We start from the raw sequence: 21,177 nt of genomic DNA, 5'->3' as shown, positions 1-21,177 counted from the left end.
GGAGTGAGTCATGCATGAGATAACCGCGCCGCTGCGTCCTGGTGACCAGGGCGCCGAGGTCGCCAACCTGCAGTCCGGCCTGGTCCTGCTGCTCGTCCAGCAGGTGGTCCCGGCGGACCCCGAGCTGCGCGCCGAGCTGATTCGCGACCTGATGCGGGAGTCGTCGGAGCGGATCTACGAGGGTGTCACCGAGAAGGTCGTGGCGATGTTCCAGGAGTCGCAGGGGCTCGACGTGCACGGCGTCGTCGACGAGCGGAGCGCGGCCGCGCTGAACGAGACGCTGCGCGGGCTCGGACTGCTCGGCGACACTCCGGCGGCGGCCCCTGTCGAGCGGACGGTGGCGGGCCAGGTCCTGCGCTTCGACCAGACACCGTTCGCCGGCCGGGTGATCCTCTACGCGCGCGACGGCGACGGCCCGGTGCGCCTGGGCGAGGACGACACCGACCCCGAGGGCCGTTACGCCGTCACCTACCCGGTGCCCCGCGCGGACGTCCGCCTGCCGCTGCGGGTGGCCGCGTTCGACCCGGACGGCCAGCACCGCGCCGAGGCGAGCATCGACGCCACGCGGCCGATCGAGGTGGTCGACCTGGTGGTGCGCAGCGACGGCACGGCGTACCGGGTGACCGGCCGGGTGTCCACCGGCGGGCGGGCGGGCGTCGGCGGGTTGCCGATCCAGGTGGTCGACCGCAACGTCGGCGGCGACAGCCCGGTCGCGGAGACGTCGACCGGTGCGGACGGCGGCTATCGCGCCGCCTTCACCTACACCGGCGGCAAGGACCGGCCCGATCTTCAGGTGTACGTCGTCAGCGACGGCACCCGGATCGGCGCGTCCGAGGTGCGCTACGACGCGGGCCACGACGAGGTGCTCGACATCGCGATCCCGGACGGCGCCCAGCTGTCGCTGGCGACCGAGCACGCGGCGCTCAGCGGAGATCTCGCCGCGCACTTCGCCGGCAGTCTGCGGGACCTGCGCGAGGACGACGACCGGCGGGATGTCAGCTACCTGGCGAACAAGACCGGTTGGGACGCCCGCGCGGTGGCGATGGCCTCGCTCGCCGACGAGTTCAGTGCCCGCACCAGCGTGGCCGACGGAACCCCGGCCATCCCGCCCGCCCTGTTCTACACCCTCTTCCGCGCCGGGACGCCCGCCACCGACGACGCGATCTACCGGATCGACGCCGGCCGCGTCGCGACGATCTGGCAGCAGGGCATCGACCAGGGCATCGTGCCATCCAGCCTGGCCGCCGACGTCCCGGCCGCGATCGAGGAGTTCCGGACGCTGTCCGCCCGGCAGACCCTGAGTGGTCCGGCCGTGGCGGGACGGTCCTCGCTCGCGGCGCTGCTGGCCGTCTCGATGCCGGACGCCACCGAGGAGCAGCCGGAACGGTTCGCCCGCCTGCGGATCGACCACCAGGGCGACCCGGCGGGCTTCTGGTCCGCGGTCACCCGGGAATTCGGCCGGCCGAAGGCCGACCGGCTCAGGCTCGACGGCCAGCTCGCCTACCTGACCCTGAACAACGCGCCGCTGATCGAACGCCTGCACACCGGCGAGGCCGCGCCACTGACCGACCCCGCCGACCTGGTCGAACGCGGCTTCCATCGGGCCGCGCAGTGGATGCCGCTGATCGACGAGGTGCCACCGGAGATCCCTGGTGCGGACGACGAGGCCAGGCAGGCGAACTACGCCGACCTGCTCGCCGCGCAGCTCCGGCTCAGCTACCCGACCGCGACCGTCGCCGCCATGGTGGCCGGCGGCGAGACCACCGTCGCACCGGCCACCGCGAGCCGGGTGCACGACTTCCTCCGCGCCCACCACAACGAGTTCGACATCGGCCTGCAACCGGTCGAGCAGTACCTCACCCGTACGCAGGTCCCGATCGACGCGGACGTGCAGTCCGAGATCGCCCGGATCCAGCGGGTCCGCCAGATCACCCCGGGCGACGATGCGATGAACGCCCTGCTGACCAAGGGGCTCGACTCGGCGTACGCGGTGGCGCGTTACGACCGCGCCGAGTTCGTCGCCGGTTTCGCGGCCGAGGTGGGCGGTGCGACCGAGGCGGCGCTGATCCACGCGCGGGCCCAGCAGGTGCACTCCGCGGTACTGAACATCACCACGTCGTACGTGCTGGCCAGCAACGCCCCAGGGATCGGGGTGCACAGCCCGGCGCAGATCGTGAACCCGGCGCCGGTCGTCCCGGACAACGTCGGCGACGTGATCGCCTATCCCACGCTGGAGAAGCTGCTCGGCGACATGGACTACTGCGACTGCGAGGAGTGCCGGTCGATCCTCAGCCCCGCGGCGTACCTGGTGGATCTGCTGCAGTTCGTCGACCGGGACGAGATCCGCTGGGAGCAGTTCCGCGCACGTTGGGGCATCGACCACGGAGGGGCGCCGTACCCGTACCCGACGATGGCGGCCTGGAATGACGCGGGACAGCCGGGCGGCACCCCGCCGACGCCCCTCGAGGTCTTGCTCTCCCGTCGGCCGGACCTGCAGCATCTCCCGCTCACCTGCGAGAACACCAATACCCCCGTGCCCTACATCGACCTGGTCAACGAGACGCTCGAATATTTCGTGGCCAACAAGCTCACCCTGGACGGCTTTCAGGGGTACGACACCGACGACCGCGCCACCCCGGCGGAGCTGCTGGCGAATCCGCAGTTCGTGCAGGACGCCGCGTACGACGTCCTGGCCGGCAAGGGCACGCCGGCGCCGCTGCTGCCGCCCGCACCGGGACTGCCGTTCCACCTGCCGCTGGAACGGTTGCGCCGCCTGTTCGCCGCGTTCGAGACCTCGTTGCCGGTGGTCATGGAGGCGTTGATCGGCGACGAAGCCAGCTACGGCTGGGTCGACGTCCGGATCGAACAGCTGGGCCTCTCCCGGGCCGAGTACGCCCTGCTGACCGACCGCACCAAGACCCTGCAGCAGTTGTCCGGCCTCCCGTCGACCACCTCCGACGCCGACACCGTGGCCGCGCTGTCCGGCGCGAAGGACTTCAGCCGCCGACTCGGCCTCGACTACGACGACGTGGTCGAGCTGCTGCGGACCCGGTTCGTCAATCCGGACAGCACCCTGCTCCCCCGGCTGGAGCGCCTGGGTGTTCCGCTGACCACGCTGAAGGCGCTCAAGGACGGCACGATCACCGATGCGGAGTTCGACGACGCCGTCGCGCCCCAGGTGGATCCGGCCCGGTACGGCGGCGACATCAAGGCCTGGGTACGCGACCAGGCGAACTACGACCGCGTCATGGGCCTGCTCGTGCTCGCCGATCCGACGGGCGGGGACGGTGCGGGCGGCTTCGACGCGCTGGAGTTCCGCTACGCCGATCCGGACCTGCTGGGCCAGCGGGTCCGCCCGATCGAGTTCGTCCGTCTGCTGCGCTTCGTCCGGCTCTGGAAGACCCTCGGCTGGACGATCGAACAGACCGACAAGGCGATCAGCGCGCTCTACCCCACTGATCCGGGGCCGGGCGACGAACTGGCGAAGCTGGACGCCGGGTTCCAGGTGCTCGTGCCGCGCCTCGGCGTGCTGGTGCGGGTGATCGAACGGCTCGGGCTCCACGTGCCGAAGGATCTGCTGCCGCTGCTGGCCTGCGGCGCCCCGCTGGACACGCACGGCGCGGCCTCGCTCTATCGCACGTTGTTCCTCGGCCCGACGTCGCCGACCGGGGACCCGGTGTTCGCCGAGGACGGGTACGGCACCGTCCTGGACGGCTCGGAGAAGTTGCTGGCTCACACCGAGGCGCTGCGCGCGGCACTGAGCCTCAGCGGCGACGAGTTGGCCGAGATCGCCCGCACCCTGAGCTTCGACGCGGACACCCCGCTGACCGTCGAGAACGTCAGCGCCGTGTACCGCCGTGGTTGGCTGGCCCGCAAGCTCAAGCTCAGCGTCGTGGAGCTGCTGCGGCTGATCGAACACACCGGCATCGACCCGTTCGCGGCCATCGACCCGGCCGAGCCCACGATGATCGCCCTGCTCGACCTGGTGGACCGGCTGCGCTCGGCAGGGCTGAAGCCCGCGCAGGCGCTCGCCCTGATCTGGGACGAGAAGCTGAGTGGCGTCGCGGGGCCGACGGCCGGGCAGATCGACCAGTTCATGCGGGATCTACGCGCTGGTCTCGCGGCCATCGACGCCGACTTCGCCGTGACCGACGATCCGGACGGGCAGCTCGCCCGCGCCCGGATGGCGCTGGTGTACGACAACACCGCCACCGACTTCTTCTTCGGCCTGTTGGGCGGCACCCCGGCCGTCGGTGAGCCGGCGGTCGCGACGTTCTTCGCGCGCTATCCGGAGCTGCGGCCGTTGTTCGACGCCTACCTCGCCTCCGCCGAGCCACCGCAGGTCCGGCGGACCGCACTGCTCGCCGCGTTCCTGCCGGATCTCGGCCGACGCCGCAAGCGGCAGCAGGCGCTGCAGCTGATCGGCACGGCGGCGCAGACCGACGCGGCGTTCGCCACCACGGTCCTGGACACCTCCGGGGTGCTGCCCGCCGTCGCGGACCTGGTCGCCGTCGAACGTCCCGGCCTGGCGGCGCGGTACTTCTTCGCCGACACCGTGGGCGGAGCGCCCGATCGCACGACCGACACGGAGCCGGTTCTGGACTACCGATCGGGCAGCGCGAACCAGTTGCCCGAGAACGCTGGTGCACCGATCTCCGGCGTCTGGAGCGGCTACCTCGAGGCACCAGCGGGCGAGCTGTTCCAGTTCGCTGTCGAGGCCGACGCCGGTGCCACGGTCCGGCTCCGGATCGGTGGGGCGGACGTCGAGCTGGTGCCCGCCGGCACCAGGTGGACCACCGCGGCGCCGGTCGCACTGACCGCGGGCAGGCCGATCGCCGTCGTCCTGACCGTCGAGAAGGTACGCCACACGCTCGGCGTGCGCTGGCACACCACCGGGCGGGGCTGGGAGATCATCCCGGCTCGCCACCTCTACTCGGACGTCCTGCGGGAGCGACTCGGCGGGGCGTACCTCCGCCTCTTCAAGATCGCCTCGCTGGCCGGGTCGCTCCGCCTGAGCGCCACCGAGATCGCACACCTCGGCCACGGCTGGCTCGGCGCGCTGCCGGTCGCCGGACCGTCCGCCGAGGAGGCCCTCTTCGCCGGATTCGACACACTCCTCGGGTTCGCCGAGCTCAAGGCCGCCCTCGCGGCGGACGACGAGCAACTCCTGGCGGTGCTGCGCGAGCCGCAGACCGACACGCTCACCGCCCTGACCCGCTGGGAACCCGGCTCCCTCCACGCTCTGCTCACGCACTTCGATCTGACCATCGTGAGCCTGCGCGACCTCGCCGCCCTGCGCCGGGTGTACGCCGCCTTCGCGCAGTTGACCGTGCTCGGCGTGACGGCGGGCCCACTGATCGCCGCGACGACCAACGACCCGTCGGCCGCCACGGTCCGCGATCTGCAAGCCGCGCTGCGCGCCCGGTACGCCACCGCCGACTGGCTCGCCGTCGTCAAGCCGATCAACGATGAGCTGCGGGGCCGGCAGCGCGACGCGCTGGTCGCGTACGTGCTGCACCAGATGCGGTCGAACCCCGCCTCGGCGCACCTCGACACGCCCGACAAGCTCTTCGAGTACTTCCTGATGGACGTGCAGATGGAACCGGTGATGCAGACGTCGCGTATCCGCAACGCGATCGCCGCCGGCCAACTGTTCGTCGAGCGGTGCCTGATGAACCTCGAGCCGCGGGTCGCCTCGTCGGCGATCAACGGGGCGCAGTGGGAGTGGATGAAGCGGTACCGGGTGTGGGAGGCCAACCGCAAGGTCTACCTCTGGCCGGAGAACTGGCTCGAGCCGGAGCTGCGCGACGATCAGTCGCCGTTCTTCAAGGAGCTGATGAGCGAGCTGCTGCAGGGCGACATCACCGAGGACCGGGCGGCCGGTGCGATGGGCAGATACCTGGCTAAGTTGGACACGGTCGCGAAGTTGGAGCCGGCCGGCGTCTACCACGCCGAGAACGACCCGGGCACCGCCGACGACATCGCGTACGTCGTGGGGCGCACCGCCGGCGCCAACCGTGCCTACTACTGGCGTCGACGCGAGTACGGCTACTGGACACCGTGGGAGCAGATCAAGCTCGACATCGAGGACAACCCGGTGATCCCGGTGCTCTGGAAGAGTCGGCTCTTCCTGTTCTGGGTCAAGATCCTGCTGGAGCCGGACCTCGCCGGAACCAAGCCGTTCTCGGTGCCGCCCGACACCGACCTACTCAAGGTGAAGACCGGCAACGTCAAGAGCGAGCTGCCGCAGATCGCGGTCCGGGCGATGCTCTGCTGGAGCGAGTACTACAACGGTGTCTGGCAGCCCGTCTCCACCTCGGATCCGCAACTACCGACCCATCTGGGCTCGGTCGCGCCGGGCACCTTCAACCGGTCGGCCCTACGGCTCTCCTCGACGGTCGCCGACGGCGCGCTGCGCATCGACATCGACGGCGCGGGCGGATCGTTCTTCGTCCTCTACAACACCCACAGCCTGCCGGTACGCGCCGAGGACGTGCCGGTGACGCTGGGCCCCCCGCACGGTCCCCGGCGCTTCCTCGGCGTGACGAAGGGGACGCTCAACGCCGCGTACGCCAGCCGGCCCAGCATCGACACGGGCTTCCCGGATCCGACGGTGCTGCGCCGCGATGTGCTCCGCAACCCACTCGGCGCCTCGATCACCGCGCCGAGGCACGACCTGACCGAACCATGGACTGCCCCGTTCTTCTACAGCGACAGCCGGCACGTCTTCTGGGTCGACACCACGCAGGCACCGGTCACGGTCAAACAGTGGCAGAGCTACGGCGAGCTGACGCCCCCGCCCGCGACCTCCTACACCATCCCGGACCTGGTGCTCCCACCGAAGTACGTCCTCCCGGACCGGATCGGCCCGATCATCAGCGGACTCAACAACGGGCTCAGCGATCCGGATCCGATGGCCACCTACGTGACCGAGGACGCCTACATCACCAAGGGCCTCGGCACGATCGGCACGGTCCGGTTCAACGCCGCCGAGATCGGGCCGGCCGGCGCGATCATCAAGCAGATGGGCTAGGGGACCGCGATGACGAACTACTTCCACGAGACCCTGGCCGACACCGTGCTCTACACCCTCGGTGGCAGGTGGATCGACAAGCAGGACACCGCGTTCAGCTACTCGTTCGAGAACTTCTTCCACCCGTTCGTCGGCGAGCTGATCGAAGAGCTCAACCGCAAGTCGCTGGCCGGCATGCTCGACCCGGACTTCCACCAGGGCCTGAGCGACCCCACGTTCTTCGACTCGCTCTACAAGGCGCTCACCAACGACCTGGTCAAGATCACGCACGAACCCAAGGAGATCGACCTGGGCGTGGGTCGCCCGTACTCGGGCTACAACTGGGAACTGCTGTTCCACGTGCCGCTGACCATCGCCGTGCACCTGAGCAAGAACCAGCGTTTCGCCGAGGCCCGCAAGTGGTTCCACTACATCTTCGATCCCACCTGCAACGACACCGCGCTGCCCGTACCGCAGAGGTTCTGGAAGTTCCTCGCCTTCCGCAGGGCGGGCGTGGTGAAGCAGGTCGACGAGCAGCTGATGATCCTGAGCAAGCCGGTCGCCGAGTGCACCCCGGCGGAGCTGGCTCTGAAACAGCAGATCCTGCAGGGGTACGAGGCGATCAAGAACCGCCCGTTCCAGCCACACGCGGTGGCCCGTACCCGCCAGCTGGCCTACCAGTACTGCGTCGTGATGAAGTACCTGGACAACCTCATCGCCTGGGGTGACAGCCTGTTCCGGCAGGACACGTCCGAGACTCTGACCGAGGCCACCCAGCTCTACGTCCTTGCGGCGAACCTGCTCGGCCAGCGGCCGCAACGCGTCCCGCGTACCGGCACCGTCCGCCCGAAGACCTTCGCGGAGCTGAGGAAGCAGGGGCTCGACGCGATGGGCAACACCCTCGTCGAGATGGAGGGCAAGTTCCCGCTCAGCGCGGGGATGCCGAAGATGGGCGAGGACGACCCGGACGCGGCTGGCCCGCTGTTCGGCATCGGTCGCACCCTCTACTTCTGCATCCCGCGCAACGAGAAGCTGCTCGGCTACTGGGACACCGTCGCCGACCGACTTTTCAAGATCCGCAACGGGATGAACATCGAGGGGATCGTGCGCCAGCTCGCCCTCTTCGACCCACCGCTCGACCCCGGCATGCTGGTCAAGGCCGCCGCGGCCGGGATCGACATCGGTGCGGTCATCAGCGGGACCAACCAGCCGATCAGCCCGGTGCGGGCCCCATTCCTGATCCAGATGGCACTGGAGCTCAGCGGCGAGGTACGCGGGCTCGGCGCCGCGCTGGTCGTGGCGATCGAGAAGGGCGACGGCGAACGTCTCGCGGTGCTACGGCAGGGGCACGAGACCCGGATCCAGCAGATGCAGCAGGAGGTCCGCTTCCTGCAGTGGGCGTCCGCCCAGGAGGCCACCCGCTCACTGCTGACCAACCGCCGGCCGGCACTCGAACGCCTGCACTACTACCAGCGTCTGCTCGGCCTGCCCGCCGACCCGAACACGGCCGACGAGCTCGCGGTGACCTTCGAGGGGCTCTCGCTGACCGAGGAGAACTTCGCCGAGGCGTACGGCAAGCTCGTCGCCCAGTACGACAAGCCGATCACCGCGCAGGACCTCCCGCAGCTTCGACTCGCCGAGGAACAGTCGCCGACGATCCTGTCCGGCGCCGTCGGCTCCGGCAAGCTCTACCTCTCGGCGAACGAGGACGTCGAACTCAACAGCCACCTGCCGCGAGCGCGGGACACCAGCCTGCACGGCTCGATCGCCAACGCGATGGCGTCCGCCTTCGCCCCGGTGCCGGACGCGGACGCGGACGCCCACTTCTGGGGTATCGGCGGCAAGATCAAGCTGAACGTCGGGACGGCACTGGTCGCCGCCGCGAGGATCGCCGGCGACATCTCCGGAATCATCGCCACCTGGGAACGCGACCAGGCCGGAATGGCGGCGCGCACGGCGTCCTACGAGCGCCGCGCCGACGAATGGCTGCTGCAGTACAACCTCGCCGCGCACGACCTCGCCGTGATCGGCCGACAGATCCTCACCTCGATGCTCGCCGAGCAGGTCGCCCGCCACGACCACCTGATCACCAAGCAGCAGATCGCGGACACCCAGGAAGCCGACCGGTTCCTGCGGTCGAAGTTCTCCAACGAGGAGTTGTACGCCTGGACCCACGGCGAGGTGTCCCGGCTCTACTACGAGTACTACCGGTTCGCCGTCGACACCGCCCGCAAGGCCGAGCAGGCGATGAAGCGGGAGCTGATGCGCCCCGAGGTGGACGCCCAGGACTTCGTGAAGTTCAACTACTGGGACGGCGGGCGTCGCGGACTGCTCTCCGGCGAGGCGCTGCAGCTCGACGTCAAGCGGATGGAACTGGCCTACCACGAGAACAACAAGCGGGAGTACGAACTGACCCGGCACGTCTCGCTACGCCGGCTCGCCCCGGTCGCCCTGCTGGCGCTGAAGGCCACCGGCTCCTGCCAGGTGACCGTTCCCGAGTGGGTGTTCGACCTGGACACGCCGGGGCACTACCTGCGCCGGATCCGCAGCGTCGGCCTCACCATCCCGTGCGTGACCGGGCCGTACACCAGCCTCAGCTGCACGCTGACGCTGACCCGCAGCTCGGTGCGTACCGCGCCGCTGGCCGGCGACGGCTACCGACGCCAGGGCGGCGAGGACGGCCGCTTCGTCGACTACTTCAGCGCCACCCAGTCCATCGTCACCAGCAGCGGACAGAACGACAGCGGCCTTTTCGAGACGAGTCTGCGCGACGAGCGGCTGCTGCCGTTCGAGGGCGCCGGCGTGGAGAGCGTGTGGACTCTCGCTCTGCCCGACGAGTTCCGCCAGATCGACTACGCGACGATCAGTGACGCGATCCTGCACTTCCGCTACACCGCACGCGAGGGTGGCGTGCCACTGCGCACCGCGGCGGTGGAGAACCTGAAAGAGCTGGTCGCCGACGCCGACGAGACCGGCCTGGGCCTGCTGCTCAGCCTCCGCCACGACTTCCCCAGCGAGTGGTCGGCCTTCCTCGGCGGCAGCGGCGACTTCAGCGCGACGATTCGCGCCGACTACCTTCCCTATCTGGCCCAGCACAAGACGGTCACGGTGGCGGGCTTCGAGCTCTACGGCCTCACGGCCGGCGAGGTCCCGAGGCACCACGTCGTCGGCGACCAGGCGATGTGGGACGCGGCGAGCGCCGCCCTGAACACCCCCGACGGGTACGTCTTCACGGCCCCGCCGGACACCCCCGGACCGACCCAGGTGCTGACCCGGTCCGAGGGTGCCGACGTCTGGCTGATCATGCGGTACACGCTGGAGTAGGAGGCGGGAACGGTAGCCGACCTCACGCCCTGCGGAGCCGACGACGATCCGCTAGTGGCTGCCGCGATCGTGGGGGACGGTGACGGAGACGGTGCAGCCGACCGGCCGTCCGATCTCGTCGTGGCCGGCGTACGCGAGGTGGTACACCCGGTCGCCCCCGTTGCCGGCACGTTCGGCCCGCAGCTTGCCGCTGGTGTCCGGCGTGCCGACGGCGAAGCCACTGACGTCCGCGGCGTCGCCGCCGGTCACGCCGGTCAGGGTGAACGCCTTCGGGCCGAGCACGCCGTCGGGCAGGTCCACGGTGACGGTGACGTCCACCAGCTTGTGGTTCGGCGGCCACAGCACCGGTCGGTCCGCCGCACAGTCGAGCTGCCGTACCGGCAACGGGTTCGCCAGGGTGGCGGTGGCGTGTCCGATGGTCGCGGTGAGCCGACCGCCGGCCTCGTAGTACATGTGCGCGGTGCTTCCGTCGAAGTAGAACGTCGGCGCGGCCGAGCGGCCGAGGTCGGGCGCGGCGGACATCGAGTCGTGCACGACGCCGAGGTGGATCTCCTGGTCGAAGTCCTGCCCGACGTCCACCGCGTGCATGTCGCCGTCGGCGGCGTGGTAGATCACCAGGTTGCGGTCGTTCCAGCGCAGGAAGAACGGTCCCGAGGCGTTCGGGCCTCGACGCCCTGCGGGGTCACGATCGGTTCGGGCTGCATGGCCCAGGTCCGCGCGTCGTTGGAGACCGCCCAGCGGATCCGCCGGGACACGGGCCCGGTCGGTCCGGGCGCTGCCGCGGTCGGGTTGTCCATGAAGAGCATCAGGTACCGGGTGCCGAGGCGGGGCACCGACTGCTCGAACACCCGGGCGTACGAGGTCTCGCCACCGGTCGAGTCGTTCCGGCTGACCGCCGTTCCGCCGTAGTTGAAGTGGATGCCGTCGTCGGAGGTCGCGTACCGGGTGATCGAGTTCTCGCCGTGGAAGTAGAGGAAGAGCTTGCCCTCGCCCTCGATCCACACCGCGTGCGGCGACGAGATGTGGCTGACCGTCGGGTAGTACGGCAGCCAGGTGTTGCTGATCAGGGGGTTGGCGACGTACTCGGTCCACGGCCCGTTGATCGAGTCGGAGTACGCGAGGGAGATCCCGCCGGGACGCTCGTGCGGCGCGTAGTACAGGTAGTAGGTGCCGAGCGGGTTGGGGAAGTAGTCGGCGGCCCGGATGACGCTCGGGAAGATGAACTCGTTCGTCGGGTTGTAGGCGAGGGCGCCCTTGTCGAACGCGGTGCCCTGATAGCTGAACTGCGGGAAGTCGAGATCGGGTTCGGCTGCTGCCGGCCCGGCGCCGGCCAGGGCGGCGACGAGCAGGCCGGTGCTGGCGGCCGCCAGAACGGCGCGTCGGGACGACGGGGCGGGTGGTCTCGTCATGCGGCTTCCTCTTCGATCGGGATCGGCGGCACGAGCGGCGCGGCGTAACACTCAGTAAGAACACAGGGGACATCGACCGGCGGACACGTGCGGCACCGGCAAGCTAATACGTATTAGCAGGTATGTTTCTCGAATGTTGCGCGCCCGGCCGCTCTTCTGTCAAGAGGTGGTCCGATGCCCCGCCGGTCCGCTGATGGTGACTCCGACGCCGACCGCTAATGCGCATTACTCCAGCGAGTTCATCGGGCCGAAATCTTGCGGCCACCCCTTGACACGCGCCGGTCCACCCGCCAAGCTCCTCTCCAACCCTGAGCGCTAATACGCATTAGCGGCACCGGAAGGACCCGACATGACCGCTCCCCCCAGACGCGTCACCCAGCGTGACATCGCGCGGATGGCCGGCGTCAGTCAGGCGACCGTGTCGCTGGTGCTCAACAACCGGACCGACACCGACGTCCGGATCGCCCCGGAGACCCGGGACCGCGTGCTGCGGGTCATCGCCGAGACCGGGTACGCCGCCGACCCGGTGGCCCGCCGCCTCGCCTCGCGGTTCAACCGGATCATCGGCGTGTTCACCTACGAGCCCGCGTTCCCCAGCGGCAGCCGGGACTTCTTCCACCCGTTCCTGCTCGGTATCGAGGAGTACGCCGAGCGGGTCGGCTGCGACCTGCTGCTCTTCACCAGCGCACCGGTGGTGGACGGCCGGCGCGGCATCTTCCACCAGGACAACCGGCTCCGGCTGGCCGACGGATGCATCCTGCTCGGGCGCGAGATCGACGGCGCGGAGCTGCACCGGCTCAACCGGGACGGTTATCCGTACGTCGCCGTCGGGCGGCGCGACGACGCCGGTGGGCCGGTCCCCTACGTCGGCGCGGACTACGCCGCGGCGGTGGCCCGGCTCGTCCAGGTCGCGCTGCGACGCGGTCACCGCCGCCTGACGTACGTGGCCACCGGCACCACCGCGGAATCCTCCAAGGACCGGCTCCGTGGCTTCCGCACCGCCGCCACGACCGCGGAGAGCGCCGAGCAGATCTCAGCGCTGGCCGGGGAGGCCGACACCATCATCGACGCCCTGCTGGCCGACGGGACCACGGCCGCCTTCGTGGAGGACTTCGCCACCGCGGTCGCGCTGGAGTCGGCCGCCCGCCGACGCGGCCTGACCGTGCCCGGTGACCTGTCCATCGTGACCCTCGGCGACCCGACGACCGCGGTCCCCACCGACATCGCGTTCACCGGGTTCCACATCCCCCGCGAGGAGATGGGCCGGCAGTCGGTCGAGGTGCTGACCGGCGTCATCGACGGCAGCGCCACCGGCCTCCAGCAACGACTTCTCGCCTGCGAACTCGTCGAGGGCAACACCCTCGGCACCCCTGATCCGGCGGTCGACCGGCGCTGAAAAGGTCGGCCGCGCAACTGGAAGGAAGCACGTGGTACTCATGCGTACGGACGTCCTCGTCGTCGGGGGCGGACTGGGCGGCGTCGCCGCAGCGCTCGCCGCAGTCCGGGCCGGCCGGTCCGTCATCCTGACCGAGGAGTTCGACTGGCTCGGCGGGCAGCTCACCAGCCAGGCCGTCCCGCCGGACGAACACTCCTGGATCGAGCAGTTCGGCGCCACCGCCAGCTACCGGGCGCTGCGCAACGGCATCCGCGACTACTACCGTCGGCACTACCCGCTGACCGAACGGTCCCGGGCCTGGACCGACCTCAACCCCGGTGCGGGTTGGGTGAGCCGGCTCTGCCACGAGCCGCGGGTGGCCGTCGCCGTGCTCGAACAGATGCTCGCCCCGTACCTCGGTTCGGGCCGGCTGCGGGTGCTCCAGCCGTACCGGCCGGTCGCGGCGGAGACCGACGGGGATCGGGTGACCGGCGTGACGCTGGCGCACCGCGACCGGGACGAGCGGATCGACGTGGTCGCGCCGTACGTCCTGGACGCCACCGAGACCGGCGAGTTGCTGCCGCTGACCGGCACCGAGTACGTCACCGGGTTCGAGTCGCAGGCGACGACCGGTGAGCCGAGCGCCCCGGCCGAGGCCCAGCCGATGAACATGCAGGCGGTGTCCTTCTGCTTCGCGCTGGACCACGTCGACGGCGACCACACCATCGACCGCCCGGCGGGGTACGACTTCTGGCGCGACTACAAGCCCGACTTCTGGGGTGACCGGCTGCTGTCCTGGCGGTCACCACACCCCCGCACGCTGGAGATCGTCGAGCGCAGCTTCACCCCCAACCCGGACGACGATCCGCTGAGCGTCAACGCCGACCAACGCGTCAACCCCGGCGACGGCAACCTGTGGACGTTCCGGCGGATCGCCGCGCGGCGCAACTTCACCGACGGCGCGTACGACAGCGACATCACGCTGGTCAACTGGCCGATGATCGACTACTTCGAGGGTCCCGTCATCGACGTGCCGAACGCGTCGTGGCACCTGTCCAAGGCCCGCGAGCTGTCGTACTCGGTGCTCTACTGGCTGCAGACCGAGGCGCCCCGGCCGGACGGCGGCGTCGGCTTCCCGGGTCTGCGGCTGCGCGGCGACGTGACCGGCAGTTCGGACGGCCTGGCCCAGGCCCCGTACATCCGCGAGTCCCGCCGGATCCAGGCCGAGTACACCGTGGTCGAGCAGGACCTGTCCCTGGCGGTCCGCGGCGACCACGGCGCGGTCAGCTACCCGGACGCGGTGGGCGTGGGCATGTACCGGATCGACCTGCACCCGTCGACCGGCGGCGACAACTACATCGACGTCGGCTCCTGCCCGTTCGAGATCCCGCTCGGCGCGCTGATCCCACGCCGGATGGAGAACCTGCTGCCGGCCGGCAAGAACATCGGCACCACCCACGTCACCAACGGCAGCTACCGGCTGCACCCGGTCGAGTGGAACGTCGGCGAGGTCGCCGGCCTGCTCGCCGACTTCTGTCTGGCGCGGGGCGAGTCCCCGCGTGCGGTCCGCAGCAACCCCCGTCTGCTGGCCGACTTCCAGGACCGCCTCACCGCGGCCGGCGTGGAACAGCGCTGGCCGCGGATCGCGGGCTACTGAACACACCCCCGGTGAGGAGAAGATTGTGAGAGCAGGAAAGGCCCTGCGCGGTGTCGCCGTGGCACTGGCCGGCGCACTCGCCCTGAGCGCCTGTGGCGGCGGTGGCTCGGCCGACGACAGCGGCCCGGCGAAGCTGCGGATGACCATCTGGTCGGCCAACGAGGCGCACCTCAAGCTGTTCAACGAGATCGCCGACGAGTACCGCAAGAGCCACCCGGACGTAGCCGAGATCAAGTTCGACCCGCTGCCGTTCGACACGTACACCACGACCCTGACCACCCAGATCGCGGGCGGCAACGCGCCCGACCTCGCGTGGGTGTTCGAGAACTCCGCCCCCGACTTCGTCGCCTCGGGCGCGCTGCTGCCCCTGGACGACACGCTCAAGAAGGCCGAGGGTTACCAGTACGAGGACATCTCCCCCGCCACCCTCAAGCTCTGGCAGAACGGCGGGAAGCTGTACGCGTACCCCTTCTCCACCTCGCCGTTCGGGGTCTTCGTCAATACCGACCAGCTCAAGGCGGCCGGGCAGAAGACCCCCGCCGAGCTGATCGCGGCCGGTCAGTGGACCTGGGACAACGCGCTGGCCACCGCCGCGGCGACGGCCACGAAGTCCGGCAAGGCCGGCCTGGTCATCCGGGACTTCGACTACAAGGGCTGGGACAACCTGTCCACCTTCTGGACCGGGTGGGGTGCCCAGGCCTGGAGTGAGGACGGCAAGACCTGCGGCTTCAACAGCCCCGAGATGGTGGACGCGATGACCACCCTGCACAAGGCCACCTTCACCCAGAAGGCGCTGCCCGGCCCCGGTACGACCGCCGACTTCTTCGCCGGCGACTCGGCCATGACGGTCACCCAGATCTCCCGCGCCTCGCTGCTCAAGGACGGCGGCTTCGGGTGGGACCTGGTGCCGCTTCCGGCCGGGCCGAAGGGGAACTACGCGGTGGTCGGTCAGGCCGGCGTCGGGGTGCTGAAGAAGAGCCCGCACGCCAAGCAGGCGGCCGACTTCCTGGCCTTCCTCACCAACCCCACGAACTCGGCGAAGCTCGCCCAGTTCTTCCCGCCGCCCCGGCAGTCACAGCTGACCGCCGAGACCCTCGGTAAGACGAACCCGAAGCTCAAGCCGGAGCAGTTGCAGAAGGTCGTCATCGACGGCATCACCAGCGGTGTGGTCAAGCCCAGCCACTCCGGGCAGGCCGAGCTGAGCCAGCAGGTCCGTGCCGGCCTCGACCCGCTGTGGCAGCCGAACGCGGACGTCAAGGCCGTACTCGACGGCGTCTGCACCAAGATCCAGCCGTTGCTGGCGAAGTAAGGCCAACGATCATGACCCAGACGGACACCAGGGTGGGCTCGGCTGTTGCCGGGCCCACCCCGGGCCCGGCCCGGCCGTTCTGGACCAGCCGCCGCCGGGACCAGCTCACCGGTTACCTGTTCATCGCCCCGCAACTGCTCGGCAGCGTCGTCTTCGTGATCCTGCCGCTGATCCTCGTGTTCTGGTACAGCCTGCACGAGTGGAACGTGCTCGCCGGGACCTTCGACTTCGTCGGTACCGACAACTACAAGGCCCTCACCGACGATTCCAACCTCGGCGGAGTGCTGCGCGCCACCGGGCTGTTCTCGATCGGTCTGGTGGTGCTCAACCTCGGCCTGGCCCTGTTGCTGGCCGTCCTGCTCAACCAGAGGCTGCGGGGCACGATCCTGTTCCGCACGCTGTTCTTCTCCCCCGTGGTGGTCTCGCTGGTGGCCTGGACCATCGTCTGGGGCTTCCTGCTCCAGGACAACGGCGGGATCAACGGGCTGCTCGACACCATCGGCGTGGACGGGCCGAACTGGCTGCGCGGCGAGGGCACCGCGATGGTGTCCGTGATCGTCGTGCAGGTGTTCAAGAACGTCGGCCTGAACATGGTGCTGTTCCTGGCCGCCCTGCAAGGGGTGCCGGCCGAGCTGTACGAGGCCGCGGAGGTCGACGGGGCGAGCCGGATGCGCCAGTTCTGGCGGATCACCGTACCGCTGATCAGCCCGACGATCCTGCTCACCTCGATCATCACCGTGGTCGGGTCACTGCAGGTCTTCGCGCAGATCGCGGTGCTCACCCAGGGCGGACCCGGAGCGTCGACGACGGTCCTCGTCTACTACCTGTACCAGCAGGCCTTCCAGTTCCATCACTTCGGCTACGGCGCCACGCTGTCGATCCTGCTGTTCGTCATCGTGCTCGCTCTCACCGTGCTGCAGTGGCAGATGCGCAAGAGGTGGGTCTTCCATGAATCGTGACCTGTCCCGGCGGACCAAGCTGGTGCTCTACGGAGTGCTGCTGGTCCTGGCGATCCCGTTCGTCTTCCCGACCTGGTGGATGGTCACCTCGTCGCTGAAGCCGGTGGCGGACATCTTCGCCTTCCCGCCGCGGCTGCTGCCGACCAACCCGCGGCTCGACGCCTACCAGCGGGTGTTCGAGTTGCAGCCGTTCGGGCAGCAGTACCTCAACAGCCTCTACATCGCGCTGGTCGTCACGGTCGGCACGATGGCGGTGTCGGCGCTGGCCGGGTACGCCTTCGCGCGCATCCGTTTCCGCGGCCAGAACGTGCTGTTCCTGGTCGTCCTCGCGGGCCTGCTCATTCCCAGCGAGGTGACGATCGTGCCGCTGTTCCAGATGTTCTTCAAGCTCGGCCTGGTCAACACCCACTGGCCACTGATCCTGGTGCCGATCTTCGGGGCGCCGAGCGTGCTGGCGACGTTCATCATGCGGCAGTTCTTCATCAGCCTGCCTGGCGAGTTGGAGGAGGCCGCCCGGGTCGACGGACTGGGCCGCTTCGCCACCTTCCGGCGGATCGCCCTGCCGCTGTCCCGGCCGGCACTGGGCGCGGTGGCCATCTTCACCTTCCTGCACAGCTGGAACCTCTATCTGGAACCGATCGTGTTCCTCTCCTCTCCGGAGAAGTTCACCCTGCCCCAGGCGCTCACCCAGTTCGTCGACGCCTACGGCGGCCCGATGTGGGACGTCCAGATGGCCGCGGCGTCGATGACCGCACTGCCCGTCCTGGTGGTCTTCGTCGTCGCGCAGAAGCAGTTCGTCGAGGGCCTCGCGCACACCGGCCTCAAGGGATGACCTCGCCGGTGCTCGGCATCGACATCGGCGGCACCAAGACGGCCGCCGCGCTGGTCGACCGGGGCGGGCAGGTGCTGGAGCGCCGCGAGGTGCCCACGCCCGCCCGGTCCGGGCCCGGCGCCGTGCTGGACGCCGCGGCCCAGTTGGCCACCGACCTGCTCGGCGCGGCCGCCGGGCCGGTGGGGGTGGGCACCGCCGGCACCGTCGACCCGGCGACCGGCGGCATCCGGTACGCCACCGACAGCCTCCCCGGCTGGACCGGCACCCCGGTCGCCGACGCGCTGGCCGCCCGGCTGGGTCGACGCGTCCGGGTCACCAACGACGTGAACGCCGCCGCGCTGGGCGAATGCTGGGCCGGCGCGGGGCGGGACCGCGCTCAGGTGCTGCTGGTGGCCGTCGGCACCGGGTTGGGCGGCGCGGTCGTCCGCGACGGGCGTGTCGAGGCCGGCGCCCGCGGTGCCACCGGCGAGGTCGGGCATCTGCCGACCCCGGGCGCCGAGCGGCTGCGGTGCGGATGCGGCCGGTACGGGCATCTGGAGGCGATCGCCTCCGGCAGCGGGCTGGCCGCCGCGTACGCCATCGAGACCGGCACCCGCGTCACCGGGCGGACCGTGGCGGAGCGCGCCGCGGCCGGCGACGCGGTCGCCCAGCGGGTCGTGCAGCGGGCCGGAACGGCTCTCGGCGCGGCCCTGGCGGGGTTGGTGGCCCTGCTCGATCCGGAGGCCGTCCTGGTGGCCGGCGGGGCTGCCGGCACCCTGCTGCCCGCCGCGTCAGCCGCCTACTCGGCCGAGTTGCCCACCGGCTGGGGCGATGTCCCGCTGCTGCCGGCCACGCTGGGCGCCGACGCCGTCGTGGTCGGCGCGGCCCGACTCGCCATCGACCGACCCGACATCGAGAGGACCAACGGGTGACCCTGCTTGACGACCTGGCCGGCGGGCTGGTGGTGTCCTGTCAACCGCTGCCCGACGAGCCTGACGACCCGATGCGGGACCCGTACGTCCAGGCCCGGGTGGCGGCCGCGGTGGTGCGCGGCGGCGCGGTGGCGGTCCGGGTCAACGGACCCGACGACGTGCGCGCGGTACGCGCCGCCGTCGACGTCCCGGTGATCGGGCTGTACAAGCACGGCACCGAGGGCGTCTTCATCACCCCGACCGCGGCCCACGCGCTCGAGGTGGCGCTGGCCGGGGCGGACATCATCGCGATCGACGCCACCGACCGCCCCCGACCGGACGGCCGCCCCTTCGCCGACACGGTCCGCCTGATCCGCGAACGGACCGACGCACTGGTCCTGGCCGACGTCTCCACCACGGCCGAGGGCGTCGCCGCCGTCAAGGCCGGCGCGGACGCCGTCGCCACCACACTGTCCGGCTACACCCCCGCCAGCCCGCCGACGGACGGGCCCGACCTCGGGCTCGTGGAACGACTCGCCGCGCTGCTGCCCGTACCGGTGATCGCCGAGGGGCGGTACCGCAGTACGGAGCAGATCGGCCGGGCGTTCGAGGCGGGTGCGCACGCGGTGGTGATGGGCAACGCCGTCACGTCACCACTGTGGATAACCCGCCGGCTCGTGCCGGTCACCCCCCGCCCATCCGGCACCTCGACAATGGGAGAGCGAGCATGAGAAGACGTACTTTGCTGGCTACCGGCATGGCCGGGCTGACCACCGTGGCACTCGGCCGACCCGCGTTCGCGGGACCCGCCAACCGGCACCTGAGGGTGGCCCTGGTCCCGTTGGACGACCGCCCGGTCAACACCTACGCCCCGCAGATGACCGCGGCGAGCGCCGGTGCCCAGGTGCAGCTGCCGCCGAAGGAACTGCTGGGCCGCTTCTTCACCCCGGCTGACGGTGCCGCCATCGCCCGCTGGCTCGGCTCCACCGACGGCGTCGACGGGTACGTGATCTCGGTCAGCATGCTCGCCTACGGCGGCCTGATCGCCTCCCGCACGGCCGCGCCGACCCTGGCGGCCGCCCTGGAGAACCTGGCCGCGATCCGGGACCTGCGCTCGACCCGGCCGGACGCGGTGATCGAGGTGCACGACACCATCCAGCGCCTCGCCATCACCAGCACGGGCACCGAGCTGGACACGTACCGCGACCTGCTGGTCGCCTGGGCCAAGCTCTACGACCAGGTGGTCAACCTCGGGCAGGAGCAGCTGCGGGCCCAACTCGATGCCGTCCGGGCGCAGATCCCGGACCAGGTCGTCGCCGACTATCTCGCCGCGCGGTCCCGCAACCACCAGGTCAACCGGCTGATGGTGGAGTGGGTGGCCGATGGCACCATCAGCCACCTCGTGCTCTCCGAGGACGACACCGCGCCGGTCGGCCTGGCCCGAGCCGAGCGGGTGGAGCTGGAGGCGCTCGTCGCCGAACTCGGCGTCGGCGGCCGGGTGGAGATCTTCCCGGGCGCCGACGAGGTCGACGCGTTGCTCGTCGCCCGGGTGATCGCCGCCGGCACGGCACCCACCTACCGGGCCGAGTACGCCGGCGTCTCCGGCGAGAGCTGGACCGCCCAACTGGAGAGCATCCCCTTCGCGGAGAACATCCGCCGGCACGCGGCCGCCGTGGGGGGACGGGTCGTCAGTGGCGACGCGGACATCGTGCTCGCCGTGAACACCCCCTCGTCGGCACCCGGGCAGCGGGCCGCCGACCTGGACGCCTTCGTCGGGCGGATCGGTGAACTGCTGGCCGCCGGCACCCCGGTCATCGTGGTGGACCCGCTCATCGTGAACAAGGCGGACCACGAACTTGTCGCGCGGATGGAGAGCGGCCTGGATCTCGCGGCGCTGCTGTCGTACTCGGGGTGGAACACCGGCGGCAACGCGCTCGGTCTGGCGCTCGGCCACGGCACCGCCCGGTGGGCGTACCTCCGCTCCTCGGGCAGCGGATTCGGCGTGCCCGAGCTACGCGGGCCCGGCCAGGCGCACGCCGAGTACCTGCTCTACCGGTTCGTCAAGGACGACCCGTGGAAGAACGTCGTGCAGGTCGAGGCGTACGCGCACGCACGGGCGCAGGGCTGGGACCCGCTCGCGCTCACCCCCGAGCAGAAGAGCTACTTCGACGGCTGGGTACGCGAGCGGCTGGTGCCGCTGACCGAGCGGTACTTCGCCGACCACTTCGCCGGGCACCGCATCGTTCTGGGCCGGCGAGGCGCGCGGACGTTCACGGCGACCCTGGCTCGCTTCGAGTCGGCGCGTGTCGAGCTGCCGTGGGACCGGCTCTTCGAGGTGATTCTCGAGCCTCGGCTGCGACTGTCCTGACCGGATTGGGGCGCGTGCGGCTTCCGCCCGGAATACGCACGC

Annotated in this window: 12 protein-coding genes; 10 read left to right on the top strand and 2 right to left on the bottom strand. The window is 70.4% G+C overall.

Annotation, left to right across the window (positions count from 1 at the left end):
- The first annotated feature begins 10 nt into the window (after nucleotides 1-10).
- The gene (locus tag ACFQGL_RS24410) at nucleotides 11-7,033 is read left to right on the top strand and encodes a neuraminidase-like domain-containing protein (protein ID WP_377514728.1); all 7,023 of its coding nucleotides are present in this window, start codon (nucleotides 11-13) and stop codon (nucleotides 7,031-7,033) included.
- A gap of 9 nt (nucleotides 7,034-7,042) precedes the next feature.
- Nucleotides 7,043-10,336 carry a Tc toxin subunit A-related protein gene (locus ACFQGL_RS24405; protein WP_377514727.1) on the top strand — a complete coding sequence of 1,098 codons (3,294 nt, stop codon included), beginning with the start codon at nucleotides 7,043-7,045 and terminating at the stop codon, nucleotides 10,334-10,336.
- A gap of 51 nt (nucleotides 10,337-10,387) precedes the next feature.
- On the opposite strand, the gene ACFQGL_RS24400 is transcribed toward ACFQGL_RS24405, so the two are convergent.
- Nucleotides 10,388-10,951 (bottom strand): hypothetical protein, encoded by a 564-nt coding sequence (locus ACFQGL_RS24400; protein ID WP_377514726.1) that lies wholly within the window; start codon nucleotides 10,949-10,951, stop codon nucleotides 10,388-10,390.
- The gene (locus ACFQGL_RS24395; RefSeq protein ID WP_377514725.1) at nucleotides 10,948-11,745 is read right to left on the bottom strand and encodes a glycoside hydrolase family protein; all 798 of its coding nucleotides are present in this window, start codon (nucleotides 11,743-11,745) and stop codon (nucleotides 10,948-10,950) included. Before ACFQGL_RS24395 ends, ACFQGL_RS24400 begins: the two co-directional genes overlap by 4 nt.
- A 349-nt stretch (nucleotides 11,746-12,094) precedes the next feature.
- Here ACFQGL_RS24395 and ACFQGL_RS24390 point away from each other — a divergent pair, with 349 nt between their 5' ends.
- The 8 genes from ACFQGL_RS24390 to ACFQGL_RS24355 are packed head-to-tail and all read left to right on the top strand — an operon-like array spanning nucleotide 12,095 to nucleotide 21,135.
- On the top strand, nucleotides 12,095-13,141 hold the full coding sequence (locus tag ACFQGL_RS24390; RefSeq protein ID WP_377514724.1) for a LacI family DNA-binding transcriptional regulator: 1,047 nt from the start codon (nucleotides 12,095-12,097) through the stop codon (nucleotides 13,139-13,141).
- A gap of 40 nt (nucleotides 13,142-13,181) precedes the next feature.
- Entirely contained in the window at nucleotides 13,182-14,777 is a 1,596-nt protein-coding gene (locus ACFQGL_RS24385) for an FAD-dependent oxidoreductase (protein WP_377514723.1), read from the top strand.
- A gap of 25 nt (nucleotides 14,778-14,802) precedes the next feature.
- Entirely contained in the window at nucleotides 14,803-16,086 is a 1,284-nt protein-coding gene (locus tag ACFQGL_RS24380; RefSeq protein ID WP_377514722.1) for an ABC transporter substrate-binding protein, read from the top strand.
- 11 nt (nucleotides 16,087-16,097) lie between these two features.
- On the top strand, nucleotides 16,098-17,045 hold the full coding sequence (locus ACFQGL_RS24375; RefSeq protein WP_377514721.1) for a carbohydrate ABC transporter permease: 948 nt from the start codon (nucleotides 16,098-16,100) through the stop codon (nucleotides 17,043-17,045).
- Complete coding sequence (locus tag ACFQGL_RS24370) at nucleotides 17,035-17,877, top strand: carbohydrate ABC transporter permease (protein WP_377514720.1); 843 nt, start codon at nucleotides 17,035-17,037, stop codon at nucleotides 17,875-17,877. The genes ACFQGL_RS24375 and ACFQGL_RS24370 overlap by 11 nt, the downstream gene beginning before the upstream one ends.
- Nucleotides 17,874-18,788, top strand: a complete 915-nt coding sequence (locus ACFQGL_RS24365) for an ROK family protein (protein WP_377514719.1) — start codon at nucleotides 17,874-17,876, stop codon at nucleotides 18,786-18,788. The genes ACFQGL_RS24370 and ACFQGL_RS24365 overlap by 4 nt, the downstream gene beginning before the upstream one ends.
- Nucleotides 18,785-19,498 (top strand): N-acetylmannosamine-6-phosphate 2-epimerase, encoded by a 714-nt coding sequence (locus ACFQGL_RS24360; protein ID WP_377514718.1) that lies wholly within the window; start codon nucleotides 18,785-18,787, stop codon nucleotides 19,496-19,498. The genes ACFQGL_RS24365 and ACFQGL_RS24360 overlap by 4 nt, the downstream gene beginning before the upstream one ends.
- On the top strand, nucleotides 19,495-21,135 hold the full coding sequence (locus tag ACFQGL_RS24355; RefSeq protein ID WP_377514716.1) for a DUF4127 family protein: 1,641 nt from the start codon (nucleotides 19,495-19,497) through the stop codon (nucleotides 21,133-21,135). Before ACFQGL_RS24360 ends, ACFQGL_RS24355 begins: the two co-directional genes overlap by 4 nt.
- Nucleotides 21,136-21,177: the final 42 nt, after the last annotated feature.

The organism is Micromonospora vulcania (assembly GCF_042658605.1).
Lineage (GTDB): Bacteria > Actinomycetota > Actinomycetes > Mycobacteriales > Micromonosporaceae > Micromonospora > Micromonospora vulcania.
This window is presented reverse-complemented; position numbering and strand designations above follow the sequence as displayed.